The organism is Bacillus sp. 3G2 (genome assembly GCF_044324725.1).
Classification (GTDB): Bacteria; Bacillota; Bacilli; order Bacillales; family Bacillaceae_G; genus Bacillus_A; species Bacillus_A mobilis.
In genome coordinates this window covers 4,705,906-4,718,179 of the sequence record NZ_CP172246.1, presented here as the reverse complement: position 1 = coordinate 4,718,179, position 12,274 = coordinate 4,705,906, and the positions used below count along the sequence as shown (strand labels likewise).

The following is a 12,274-nucleotide window of genomic DNA, read 5'->3' as shown; positions in this document are numbered from 1 at the left end:
TTACAAATCAGACGAAAATGTAATCTGATTTCTCTTATCAAGAGAGGTGGAGGGACTGTGCCCTGTGAAGCCCGGCAACCGTCAACTTATGTTGAAATGGTGCCAATTCCTGCAAAGCAAATGCTTTGAGAGATGAGAGAGAGGGATAATGTTGTTATATACGCATATAAACCTTTCTGCTTCTCTAAAGCGGAAAGGTTTTTTTATTGTTTGAATGTGGAGGACATTCAAATAATAAAAGTAGTGATAACGGTGGACTACACGCATTAAACATAAAAAATTGCGGAGTCGATCCAAACAAAAAAGGGGTGAACATCATGATCTTATTAGAAAATGTAAAGAAAATATATAAAGCAAAAAGCGGTGATGTCACTGCTGTAGATAATGCCAATTTAAAAATAGACAAAGGTGAAATATTTGGTGTTATTGGATATAGTGGCGCTGGGAAAAGTTCGTTAATCAGATTATTCAATCAGCTAGAGAAACCAACTTCAGGCCAAATTACAATTGCAAATCGTGTGATTTCAGCTATTACAGGAAGTGAACTTCGTAAGGCAAGGCAAGAAATCGGAATGATTTTTCAACATTTCAACTTACTTTGGTCACGAACTGTACGTGAAAATATTGAGTTTCCACTTGAAATTGCAGGTGTTGATAGGGCGGCGAGAAGAAAACGCGTTGATGAGTTAATTCATCTCGTTGGTTTAGAAGGAAGAGGAGACGCGTATCCATCTCAGCTGAGCGGAGGACAAAAGCAACGAGTTGGTATTGCAAGAGCATTAGCTAACAACCCACAAGTGCTTTTATGTGATGAGGCAACATCAGCTCTTGATCCAGAAACGACAGATCAAATTTTAGATTTATTATTAGATATTAATAAGCGTCTCGGTTTAACAATTGTACTCATTACACACGAGATGCACGTGATTCGAAAGATTTGTAATCGAGTGGCGGTAATGGAAAAAGGAAAGATTGTAGAGACGGGTTCAGTACTTGATGTATTCCGTAATCCGCAGAAAGACATTACGAAACGATTCGTACAGCAGTTAACGGATTCTGAAGATACAAATGAAACGATTGAAAGTTTAATTGAAAAGTATCCAGATGGTAAAGTCGTTCGTTTGCAGTTTATCGGTGAGGCTGTAGAAAGACCAGTACTTCAAAGATTAATGCAGCGCAGTGATATAGAAGTTAGCATTTTGCAAGGAAATATCGCTCAAACAAATAACGGCTCTTATGGTACTTTAGTTGTTCATTTAAATGGTGAGGAAACAGCGATTCAGCAAGCAATAGAGGGAATACATCAAGATCAAGTAGAGCTGGAGGTGATTGCACATGGATAAGTTACTCACAAATGTGGATTGGAATCAAATGTTAGAAGCAACTGGTGAAACGTTATATATGACGGCAATCGCAGCTCTTGCCACATTTGTTTTAGGGCTCATTTTAGGATTGTTACTCTTTATGACAGCGAAAGATAATTTATGGGAAAACAAAGCGGTTAACACGGCGATTGGAGCGTTCGTAAATATTTTCCGTTCGATACCGTTCATTATTTTAATCATTTTATTAATCCCATTCACAAAGATTTTGCTTGGAACAATTCTTGGAGCGAGTGCAGCACTGCCAGCTTTAATTATTGGAGCGGCACCATTCTACGCGAGAATGGTTGAAATTGCACTTCGTGAAATTGATAAAGGCGTAATTGAAGCTTCAAAAGCAATGGGAGCAAAAACAAGCACAATTATTTTGAAAGTGTTAATTCCAGAATCGTTACCAGCATTAGTATCTGGTATTACGGTTACGACAATTGCTTTAGTAGGCTATACAGCAATGGCGGGAGTTGTAGGGGCTGGTGGCCTTGGAACACTTGCATATTTAGAAGGATTCCAGCGAGGAAATAACGATGTAACAATCGTTGCGACAATTTGTGTATTACTAGTTGTATTTTTCATTCAGTGGATTGGTGATCGTGTAACGACTCGAATAGATAAACGATAATAAAAAACGGGAGGATGTTTCAAATGAAAAAATTATTACTTACAGCACTTATTTCAACTTCAATTTTTGGTTTAGCTGCTTGTGGCGGGAAAGATAAAGATGAAAAGAAACTAGTTGTGGGGGCTTCTAACGTGCCGCATGCGGTTATTTTAGAAAAGGCTAAACCTTTATTAGAGAAAAAAGGAATTGAGTTAGAAATCAAAAAATTTCAAGACTACGTATTACCAAATAAATCGTTAGCGGATAAGGATTTAGATGCAAACTACTTCCAGCACATTCCGTATTTAGAAAAAGAAATGAAAGATAAAAAATATGATTTTGAAATAGCAGGGAAAATTCATTTAGAGCCAATTGGTGTATACTCTCAAAAATATAAGAGTTTAAAAGAACTTCCGGACGGAGCGACAATTATTATGAGTAATTCCGTTACTGACCATGGACGTGGTTTAGCAATTTTACAAAAAGAAGGCATTTTAAAAATTAAAGACGGAGTAGATCCAGTTAGTGCAACTCCAAAAGATATTGCAGATAATCCGAAACACTTAAAATTCAAAACGGATATTGAGCCTGGTTTGTTGCCACAAGTGTATAACAATAAAGAAGGCGACGCTGTTTTAATTAACTCGAACTATGCAATTGATGCGAAATTAAACCCAGAAAAAGATGCAATTGCAATTGAAGGCGATGATTCTCCATACGCAAACGTACTAGTGGTTCGTAAAGGTGATAAAGATAAAAAAGCGATTAAAGAGCTTGTAGAAGTATTACATTCTAAAGAAATTGAAGACTTTATTACTAAAGAATATAAAGGTGCAGTTGTTCCTGTAAAAGAATAATTGCTGAAAAAGGGCTGGTGTATGCCGGTCCTTTTTTACTACATAACTATAGGGAGAAGGGGACGTCATATGAAAAAGATTCTATTGTCAGTTGTCACAGCATTATCTGTATTTACATTAGCTGCTTGCGGAGGGAAAGAAGAGAATAAGCTTGTTGTGGGAGCTTCTAACGTGCCGCATGCTGTTATTTTAGAAAAGGCACAGCCGATACTAGAGAAAAAGGGTATTAAATTAGAGATTAAAAAGTTCCAGGATTATGTTCTGCCGAATAAAGCGTTAGCGGATAAGGAAATTGATGCGAACTACTTCCAGCACATTCCTTACTTAGATAAAGAAATTCAAGAAAAGGGATATAAAATTGTAAACGCAGGAAAAATCCATTTAGAGCCAATGGGCATTTATTCTAAGAAATATAAAAGTTTAAAAGAACTTCCAGATGGCGGAACAGTTATTATGAGTAATAACGTAGCGGAGCGTGGCCGTATGCTCGCATTATTACAAAAAGGCGGCGTTATTAAATTAAAAGATGGCGTAGATGTTGTTAAGGCAACAGTGAAAGATGTTGTAGAAAATCCGAAAAACTTAAAGTTTAAAACAGATGTAGAGCCTGGATTGTCACCAAAGCTGTATGAAAATAATGAAGGCGATGCTTTATTCATTAATTCAAACTATGCAATTGATGCGAAGTTAAATCCAACAAAGGATGCAATTGCGATTGAAGGATCAGACTCCCCGTACGCAAATATTATTGCAGTTCGTAAAGGTGACGAGAAGAAAAAAGAAATTAAAGAATTAGTAGAAGTACTGCATTCAAAAGAAATTCAAGATTTTATTAATAAAGAATATAAAGGTGCTGTACTTCCGGTAAGCGAATAAATATGAGGAAAGGACTGGAAAATTACCAGTCCTTTTTTCTTTATATAAATAAGAAGAAAGGTGTATCATATAAGGATGCAAGGGAAATACTTATATACATTTGTGAAAAAATTGTTACTTTTTTTCGTCGTTTGCGATATCATTTTATTTGATATAAGATTAGAATGAGAATAAAATGAGAATATGAACGTTTTAGGAATTTTTAAAATGTATATATAGGATTAATGGAGGTATTGAGATGGCTGGTTCTACATTAACGGTTAAAGACTTACACGTATCAATTGATGGCAAAGAAATTTTAAAAGGTGTAAACCTTGAAGTAAAAGGTGGAGAAATCCACGCAATTATGGGACCTAACGGAACAGGTAAATCAACTTTATCTTCTGCGATTATGGGTCACCCAAAGTATGAAGTAACAGAAGGTAGCATCATCATCGACGGTGAAGATGTATTAGAAATGGAAGTAGACGAGCGCGCACAAGCAGGTCTATTCCTAGCAATGCAATATCCAAGTGAAATTAGCGGAGTAACAAACGCTGACTTCTTACGTTCTGCAATTAATGCACGTCGTGAAGAGGGCGATGAAATTTCTCTTATGAAATTTATCCGTACATTAGATAAAAACATGGAATTCCTAGAAATGGATCCAGAAATGGCACAACGTTACTTAAACGAAGGTTTCTCTGGTGGAGAGAAAAAACGTAACGAAATTCTTCAATTAATGATGATTGAGCCAAAAATCGCAATCTTAGATGAAATCGACTCAGGTCTTGATATCGATGCATTAAAAGTTGTATCTAAAGGTATTAACCAAATGCGCGGCGAAGAGTTCGGTTGCCTAATGATTACGCATTACCAACGTTTATTAAACTACATCACTCCAGACTTCGTTCACGTTATGATGAACGGTCGTATCGTTAAATCTGGTGGCCCTGAGCTTGCACAACGTCTAGAAGCTGAAGGTTATGACTGGATTAAAAAAGAATTAGGTATTGAAGACGAAACAACAGAGCAAGAAGCGTAAGAGAGGAGCATAAACATGACAATCGGTACATTACCTTTCGATCAAGAAACAATCCGTCAACGCGCAAGCGAAGTAAACGAAGCTGCTTGGTTGACTGAGTTCCGCTTACAAGCTCTTGCACAAGCAACTGAACTTCCAATGCCAACGCCTGATAAAACGAAAATTGAGAAATGGGACTTTATCGGAAAAGGCGACGCTGCTAAGCAAGAGCCTGTAAGTTCTTTAACAGAGCTTCCAGAAGCAGTGAAAAACTTAATCGATGAAAATAACAGCGTATTAGTACAACGTACTGGTACAACTGCGTTCGTTTCTTTAGCAGACGAAGCAAAAGAAAAAGGTGTTATTTTTACAGACATCGTAACAGCTGCAACAGAGCATGCTGAACTATTACAAAAGTATTTAATGAAAGACGGCGTGAAGGTAGACGAGCATCGTTTAACTGCACTTCATGCTGCATTAATCAACGGCGGTGCATTCGTATATGTTCCGAAAAACGTTGTTCTTGAAACTCCACTTCAAGCTGTATTCTTAGTAGACGGCGAAGAAGCTAACGTATATAACCACGTATTATTCGTAGCTGATGCGAACAGTACTGCAACTTATGTAGAAAACTACGTTGCAAATGAAAATGCTAAAGGTATTGCAAATATCGTAGCAGAAGTAATCGTGGAACAAGGCGCACAAGTGAAATTCGGTGCGGTTGATCTATTAGCAAAAGACGTAACAACTTACGTTAACCGCCGCGGTGTTGTAGGACGCGACGGCCGCATTGATTGGGCTCTAGGCCTTATGAATGACGGAAACACAATTTCAGAGAACGTTACAAACTTAATGGGCGACGGTTCATATGCTGATACGAAAACAGTAACAATTGGCCGTGGTAACCAAACGCAAAACTTTACAACTAAAGTTGTTCACTTCGGTAAACACTCTGAAGGTTGGATTTTAAAACACGGTGTACAAAAAGATAGTGCAACATCTATCTTTAACGGAATTGGTAAGATTGAACATGGTGCATCTAAATCAAATGCACAACAATCTTCTCGCGTTCTTATGTTAGATGAGAAAGCTCGTGGGGATGCAAACCCAATTCTTTTAATCGACGAAGATGATGTAATGGCAGGTCACGCAGCTTCAGTAGGCCGCGTAGATCCGTACCAATTATACTACTTGATGAGCCGTGGTATTCCAAAACGCGAAGCAGAACGTTTAGTCATCCATGGATTCTTAGCACCTGTAGTAAATGAGCTTCCAATTGAAGGAGTAAAAGCACAGCTTGTTGAGGTAATTGAAAGGAAAGTTCGCTAATGAATATTCATGAAATACGCAAACAGTTTCCAATTCTTGATCAAAAAGTGAACGGCAAACAACTTGTATATTTCGATAGTGCAGCAACTTCTCAAAAACCAATTCAAGTCATTGAAACGTTAGAACGTTACTATAAAGAATATAATTCTAACGTGCATCGCGGTGTTCATACGCTCGGTACGAAAGCTACCGACGCGTATGAAGGTGCACGCGAGAAAGTTCGCAAGTTTATTAATGCGAAATCAATGGAAGAGATTATTTTCACGCGCGGAACGACAACTGCATTAAATACAGTAGCGGCTAGTTATGGTCTTGAAAATGTAAAAGAAGGCGATGAAATCGTTATTTCTTACATGGAACACCATAGTAACATCATTCCGTGGCAACAAGTTGCGAAGAAAACTGGTGCAACTTTAAAATACCTTCCGCTTCAACCAGACGGTACAATTTCTTTAGAAGATGTTCGTCAAACAGTTACACCGAATACAAAAATCGTTTCTATTATGCAAGTTTCAAACGTGCTTGGAACGATTAACCCTGTAAAAGAAATCGGAGCAATCGCACACGAAAATGGCGCAATTATGGTCGTTGACGGTGCACAAAGTACACCTCATATGAAAGTGGATGTACAAGATTTGAACTGTGATTTCTACGCATTATCTGCTCATAAGATGTGCGGACCTACAGGTATCGGCGTATTATATGGTAAAAAAGAATTGCTGAACAATATGGAGCCAATTGAATTTGGCGGTGAAATGATTGATTTCGTAGATTTACAAGAATCTACTTGGAAAGAGCTTCCGTGGAAGTTTGAAGCAGGTACGCCGATTATCGGTAATGCCATCGGACTTGGAGCGGCAATTGATTTCCTAGAAGAAATCGGTCTTGATAATATTGAAAAGCATGAACATGAATTAGCGCAATATGCTTTAGAAAGACTATCAGAAGTAGATGGCGTTACAATTTATGGTCCAAAGCATCGCGCTGGTCTTGTTACATTTAATATTGAAGACGTACATCCTCACGATGTAGCGACAGTATTAGATGTAGAAGGCATTGCGGTTCGCGCAGGACACCACTGTGCACAACCGCTTATGAAGTGGCTGAAAGCTTCTTCTACAGCACGTGCGAGCTTCTATTTATATAATACAAAAGAAGAAATTGATACATTTGTTGAATCGCTAATCAAGACAAAGGAGTATTTCACAAATGTCATTTAATAATTTAGATACGTTATATCGTCAAGTTATTATGGATCATTATAAGAATCCTCGTAACCATGGCGTGTTAGAAGATAGTGTTACAGTTAACTTGAACAATCCAACTTGCGGCGATCGTATTCAACTTACGATGAAAGTAGCAGAAGGTATTGTGCAAGAAGCGAAGTTTGAAGGAGAAGGATGTTCCATCTCAATGTCTTCAGCTTCAATGATGACACAAGCAGTAAAAGGTAAGAAAATTGAAGAGGCACTTCAGCTTTCTAAAATTTTCTCTGACATGATGCTAGGAAAAGAGTACGATGACAGCATTGATTTAGGAGATATTGAAGCATTACAAGGCGTATGCAAGTTCCCTGCACGTATTAAATGTGCAACATTAGCGTGGAAAGCGTTAGAAAAGGGCTTAAACGAAGATAAGTAATGTTAAAGGTTCCTAAAAACGAGGTTATCTAAGGAGGGACACACCAACATGGCGAAGCAACTGCCAGATATCGGCGATTATAAATATGGTTTTAAAGACAAAGACGTTTCGATTTTCCGTGCTGGACGCGGTTTAACAAAAGAGATCGTTGAAGAGATTTCACGTATGAAAGAAGAACCACAGTGGATGTTAGACTTCCGTTTAAAATCACTGGATAAGTTCTATGAAATGCCAATGCCACAATGGGGCGGCGACTTAAACGACTTAGATTTCGATGAAATTACGTACTACGTAAAACCATCTGAGAAATCTGAGAAGTCTTGGGATGAAGTACCTGATGAAATTAAAGCAACATTTGATAAATTAGGTATTCCAGAAGCTGAGCAAAAATATTTAGCTGGTGTATCTGCACAGTACGAATCTGAAGTTGTATACCACAACATGAAAGAAGACCTAGAAGCTCTAGGAATCGTCTTCAAAGATACAGATAGCGCATTAAAAGAGAACGAAGATATTTTCCGTGAGCATTTCGGAAAAGTAATCCCACCAACAGACAACAAATTCTCTGCATTAAACTCTGCAGTTTGGTCTGGTGGATCATTCATCTACGTTCCAAAAGGTATTAAGGTAGATACACCACTTCAAGCGTATTTCCGTATTAACTCTGAAAATATGGGACAATTCGAGCGTACGCTTATCATCGTAGACGAAGGCGCACACGTACATTATGTAGAAGGTTGTACAGCACCTGTTTACACGACTAACTCACTTCACAGTGCGGTAGTAGAAATCATCATTAAGAAAGATGCGTATTGCCGTTATACAACAATCCAAAACTGGGCGAACAACGTATACAACCTAGTTACAAAACGTGCGGTTTGTGAAGAAAACGCAACGATGGAATGGATTGACGGTAACATCGGATCTAAATTAACGATGAAGTACCCAGCAGTTATCTTAAAAGGCGAAGGCGCTCGTGGTTTAACATTATCTATCGCGATTGCTGGTAAAGGCCAACACCAAGATGCTGGTGCGAAAATGATTCACTTAGCACCAAACACGTCTTCAACAATCGTTTCTAAATCGATTGCGAAGCATGGTGGTAAAGTAACTTACCGTGGTATCGTACACTTCGGACCAAAAGCGAAAAACTCTCGCTCTAACATCGAGTGTGACACGTTAATCATGGATAACCAATCTACATCTGATACAATTCCTTATAACGAAATCAAAAACGATTACGTTTCACTTGAGCACGAAGCGAAAGTATCGAAAGTATCAGAAGAACAATTATTCTACCTAATGAGCCGCGGTATTTCTGAGCAAGAAGCTACAGAAATGATCGTAATGGGCTTCATCGAGCCATTCACTCGCGAACTTCCAATGGAATACGCAGTTGAAATGAACCGCCTAATCAAGTTTGAGATGGAAGGTTCTATTGGGTAATATTTAAAGTGGAAGCGGCTCGTTCAGAATGTGAGGGGGATGGAGCTTCTGACGTAGAGGCGCTTTTTGCCTCATAGGAAGAAGTGAAGCCACCGAACATTCTAGCCGCTGGAACTGGATAATAGATAAAAGTGGAAGCGCCCTGCTATGCAGGGCGCTTTTTTATGTTGTGCTGGGGGCGATTCAGTTCAGGCTGGGATATCCAGGCGGATGTTCAGTTAAATATATCAATGATTTTTCAAATATATCGATCATAACTCGGAATATATCGACGATTCGACAAGGAATATCGACTTATCAACAAATTACGACAGGAAGAACAGACCGTATACCTCAAACCTAAATCGTATCCACTTTATCCACAGACTTAACACGGTCCAAAATATACTTCATCCCAACAAAAGAACCATATCCAATTAAAGCACCTAACATATTCAATATGATGTCATCAATATCGAAAACACCAGTAAAAGTAAGGAGTTGTAACGATTCAATTAATAAAATAAACTTAATGAAAATTTTTGATGCCATTTTTACATTGTTTATTTGTTTAAATAATAAAGGTAGAAGGAATCCGAATGGGATAAATATGAGGACGTTTCCTAATGTATTCATAAGTACGATGTCTAGATTATAAGAATCAAATTCAGTTAAATAGCGGATTGTACTTCTGAAAGGAACCAAGTTTATTAACCCACCGTGTATAGAATGCCAGTCACCTGTTTCAAAGAAGTACTTCAGATTACCAAAGTAAAAAGCTGGCCTTCCGAGCAATAGTTTAAATAATAAAACAAAAGAATATGGTAAAAACAATCCCCAACCAATCCACTGTACATATTTTTGCGTAGAAGATTGCATCGCTTTTTCAATTTCAGTTCCTAAAGTAGAGGCTTCTCCAAAATTTTGAATGGCTAATGTAGTCGCTTCTTCTTCAGATTTTCCTTGATCGAGAAATTCTTGTTTTAAGCTTGTAAGATGATCGTAAATTTCGAAGTAAAGTTCGTCTCTATCAGGTTGCGATAGGTTTGTTTTTTGAACGATACTCTGTATGTATTTTTCAATCGTCATTAATTTAAAGCCCCTTTCTGACAAGTTTTAATAAGAGCTGTAACTGAATTCCACGCTGTTAGTTTTTCTTCTAAAATTTTCTTTCCGCTCGTAGTAATGCAATAAAACTTTCGTTTCATACCAGTTTCAGATTCACCCCAGTAGGAATTGATTAAATCCTTTTGTTCCATACGTTTGAGTGCTGGATAGAGTGTACCTTGGCTCATCGTGTATAAATCATTGCTGTTTTCTTTTAGTTTTTGAATAATTTCATATCCGTACGTATCGTGCTGTTTAATGATGGAGAGAAGTAAAATATCAATACTTCCTTTTAATATCTCTTTATCCATTTTATGGTTCACCACCTTATGATGAAAGTGTAACACGACATATGTCGTGTTACAAGGTATATGTACAGAATAATCTTCCATATAGGAGCTGGCAAACACTCTTCGCCAAGCCGCCCAGTAAACTTCCTGACAAATATTGCCCCTCTAACTAATCCACAGATTTGAAAAAATAAAGTTCCTCACATTAAAAGGGCAATCTTTTGCTTTTTCTCTCAATGCGAGTACAATGTAAAATAGCAAGAAAAGACGAAAAGTATTTACAGGATTATTGCGTACGCGTAGCGTAAATGGCAGTAAAGAACTGAGAGGAGGTTTTTTCTCTGAATATAAATAAAGAAACAATCATCCACCTTTATCATACAAACGATATACATAGTCATTTTGAAAATTGGCCGCAAATTTCTCGGTTTGTACAAGGAGAGAAAAAGCGGAGACAGGAAGCGGGAGAGACCGTTTTGACGGTTGATATCGGCGATCATGTGGATCGTTTTCATAGTATTTCGGAAGCGACGAATGGACTTGGCAATACGAAGCTTTTAAATGAGGCGTTATATGATTATGTAACGATCGGAAATAATGAAGGAATTACGTTAGCGAAGGAGCATTTGAATCATTTATATGATGATGCTGGATTTGAGGTGCTCGTCGCGAATTTATTTGAAAAAGAAGGGGTACGTCCGGAGTGGGCAAAGCCTTATAAATTACATACAACGACAGATGGGATTACGATTGCTTTTATCGGGTTAACGGTAGCGTATCCAGAGTTTTATCATATGCTCGATTGGCATATTGAAGATCCACTTATCCATTTAGAGTCTATTTTAGAAGAAGCGCGAGATGAGGCTCATATTACAGTGGTCCTTTCTCATCTTGGAAAAAGCATGGATGAGTATATGGCGGAGCATTATGATATAGATGTTATTTTAGGGGCACATACGCACCATTTATTTGAGCGTGGCGTTCTTATGAATAATACGTTACTTTGTTGTTGTGAAAAGTGGGGACGTTACGTTGGGCACGTCCAGCTTACTGTGGATAAAGAGACGAAGAAGCTGTTGAAAAAGGACGGTAGAGCGATTAAGACAGAACGTTTAGGTGCTTATAGCAAACCGTTATCCACAATTGAAGTGCTGCAGGAAGAAAGTAAACAGATTATGGCCGAGCCTGTCGTTCATTTAAAGGAAGCATTACCGGTCGATTGGTTTCAGGAGACGTCATTTTCGCACATGTTAGCAAGTGCGCTGAAAACGTGGTGTGGTGCAGAAATCGGCATGGTGAACGCTGGTGTGCTATTAGAGGGATTAAATGAAGGTGTTGTGACGCGCGGAGATATTCACAGAATTTGTCCACACCCCATTAATCCATGTTTATTAAAAGTGCCAGGGAAAATGTTACGAGAAGTTATTTTGAAAGCGCGTCGTCCGAATATGGAGAACCTTGAGGTAAAGGGATTTGGATTTCGCGGGAAAGTGATGGGGAAAATGATTTACGCTGGTGTAGAAGTTATTCCAGATACGATTCCTGGGAATAAAATTTTACTCGAAGATGTATTGATTAACGGGCAATCGCTGGAATTAGATCGTATATATACGGTAGGAACGATTGATATGTTTACATTCGGATATTTATACCCAGAGCTATCCACACTTTCTGACAAACAATATTATATGCCAGAGTTACTCAGAGATGTGTTAACAGACGTGTTGATAACTCATACATCTTCCGTCAAACTATAGGCTAGTTAC

General features: G+C 38.2%; 12 protein-coding genes and 1 riboswitch. Of the genes, 10 read left to right on the top strand and 2 right to left on the bottom strand.

The window, feature by feature from the left end; translation table 11 throughout:
* The first annotated feature begins 31 nt into the window (after positions 1-31).
* Positions 32-139, top strand: a riboswitch (SAM riboswitch).
* Between the two features lie 178 nt (positions 140-317).
* The 9 genes from ACHZK0_RS24390 (at position 318) to sufB (ending at position 9,132) form a co-directional block, all read left to right on the top strand.
* A complete protein-coding gene (locus ACHZK0_RS24390) occupies positions 318-1,343 on the top strand; it encodes a methionine ABC transporter ATP-binding protein (RefSeq protein WP_395760964.1) in 1,026 nt (341 codons plus the stop codon).
* Positions 1,336-2,001 (top strand): methionine ABC transporter permease, encoded by a 666-nt coding sequence (locus ACHZK0_RS24385; protein ID WP_000359556.1) that lies wholly within the window; start codon positions 1,336-1,338, stop codon positions 1,999-2,001. The genes ACHZK0_RS24390 and ACHZK0_RS24385 overlap by 8 nt, the downstream gene beginning before the upstream one ends.
* A gap of 23 nt (positions 2,002-2,024) precedes the next feature.
* Entirely contained in the window at positions 2,025-2,837 is an 813-nt protein-coding gene (metQ, locus tag ACHZK0_RS24380; RefSeq protein ID WP_000735101.1) for a methionine ABC transporter substrate-binding lipoprotein MetQ, read from the top strand.
* 69 nt (positions 2,838-2,906) lie between these two features.
* Complete coding sequence (gene metQ, locus ACHZK0_RS24375) at positions 2,907-3,713, top strand: methionine ABC transporter substrate-binding lipoprotein MetQ (protein WP_000722406.1); 807 nt, start codon at positions 2,907-2,909, stop codon at positions 3,711-3,713.
* Positions 3,714-3,951: 238 nt separating this feature from the next.
* Complete coding sequence (gene sufC, locus ACHZK0_RS24370) at positions 3,952-4,737, top strand: Fe-S cluster assembly ATPase SufC (protein WP_000929163.1); 786 nt, start codon at positions 3,952-3,954, stop codon at positions 4,735-4,737.
* Between the two features lie 15 nt (positions 4,738-4,752).
* Positions 4,753-6,045, top strand: coding sequence for a Fe-S cluster assembly protein SufD (gene sufD / locus ACHZK0_RS24365; RefSeq protein WP_000152177.1), 1,293 nt, complete (start codon positions 4,753-4,755; stop codon positions 6,043-6,045).
* Positions 6,045-7,265, top strand: coding sequence for a cysteine desulfurase SufS (sufS, locus tag ACHZK0_RS24360; RefSeq protein WP_001020767.1), 1,221 nt, complete (start codon positions 6,045-6,047; stop codon positions 7,263-7,265). Before sufD ends, sufS begins: the two co-directional genes overlap by 1 nt.
* On the top strand, positions 7,255-7,686 hold the full coding sequence (gene sufU / locus ACHZK0_RS24355; protein WP_000009521.1) for a Fe-S cluster assembly sulfur transfer protein SufU: 432 nt from the start codon (positions 7,255-7,257) through the stop codon (positions 7,684-7,686). Before sufS ends, sufU begins: the two co-directional genes overlap by 11 nt.
* A gap of 48 nt (positions 7,687-7,734) precedes the next feature.
* The gene (gene sufB, locus ACHZK0_RS24350; RefSeq protein ID WP_001118824.1) at positions 7,735-9,132 is read left to right on the top strand and encodes a Fe-S cluster assembly protein SufB; all 1,398 of its coding nucleotides are present in this window, start codon (positions 7,735-7,737) and stop codon (positions 9,130-9,132) included.
* 339 nt (positions 9,133-9,471) lie between these two features.
* On the opposite strand, the gene ACHZK0_RS24345 is transcribed toward sufB, so the two are convergent.
* Together ACHZK0_RS24345 and ACHZK0_RS24340 are read right to left on the bottom strand one after the other, a co-directional pair.
* The gene (locus tag ACHZK0_RS24345) at positions 9,472-10,200 is read right to left on the bottom strand and encodes a VanZ family protein (RefSeq protein ID WP_270340932.1); all 729 of its coding nucleotides are present in this window, start codon (positions 10,198-10,200) and stop codon (positions 9,472-9,474) included.
* Positions 10,200-10,529 (bottom strand): PadR family transcriptional regulator, encoded by a 330-nt coding sequence (locus ACHZK0_RS24340; RefSeq protein ID WP_262741044.1) that lies wholly within the window; start codon positions 10,527-10,529, stop codon positions 10,200-10,202. The genes ACHZK0_RS24345 and ACHZK0_RS24340 overlap by 1 nt, the downstream gene beginning before the upstream one ends.
* 320 nt (positions 10,530-10,849) lie before the next feature.
* Between ACHZK0_RS24340 and ACHZK0_RS24335 the strand changes: the two genes are divergently transcribed.
* Positions 10,850-12,265, top strand: a complete 1,416-nt coding sequence (locus ACHZK0_RS24335) for a bifunctional metallophosphatase/5'-nucleotidase (RefSeq protein ID WP_316251358.1) — start codon at positions 10,850-10,852, stop codon at positions 12,263-12,265.
* Positions 12,266-12,274 lie beyond the last annotated feature (9 nt).

Coding starts and splice junctions, on each gene's coding strand:
- sufS (WP_001020767.1), top strand. CDS start 6,045: ATGAATATTCATGAAATACGCAAACAGTTTCCAATTCTTGATCAAAAA.
- sufD (WP_000152177.1), top strand. CDS start 4,753: ATGACAATCGGTACATTACCTTTCGATCAAGAAACAATCCGTCAACGC.
- sufC (WP_000929163.1), top strand. CDS start 3,952: ATGGCTGGTTCTACATTAACGGTTAAAGACTTACACGTATCAATTGAT.
- metQ (WP_000722406.1), top strand. CDS start 2,907: ATGAAAAAGATTCTATTGTCAGTTGTCACAGCATTATCTGTATTTACA.
- ACHZK0_RS24390 (WP_395760964.1), top strand. CDS start 318: ATGATCTTATTAGAAAATGTAAAGAAAATATATAAAGCAAAAAGCGGT.
- sufU (WP_000009521.1), top strand. CDS start 7,255: ATGTCATTTAATAATTTAGATACGTTATATCGTCAAGTTATTATGGAT.
- metQ (WP_000735101.1), top strand. CDS start 2,025: ATGAAAAAATTATTACTTACAGCACTTATTTCAACTTCAATTTTTGGT.
- ACHZK0_RS24345 (WP_270340932.1), bottom strand. CDS start 10,200: ATGACGATTGAAAAATACATACAGAGTATCGTTCAAAAAACAAACCTA.
- ACHZK0_RS24385 (WP_000359556.1), top strand. CDS start 1,336: ATGGATAAGTTACTCACAAATGTGGATTGGAATCAAATGTTAGAAGCA.
- ACHZK0_RS24340 (WP_262741044.1), bottom strand. CDS start 10,529: ATGGATAAAGAGATATTAAAAGGAAGTATTGATATTTTACTTCTCTCC.
- sufB (WP_001118824.1), top strand. CDS start 7,735: ATGGCGAAGCAACTGCCAGATATCGGCGATTATAAATATGGTTTTAAA.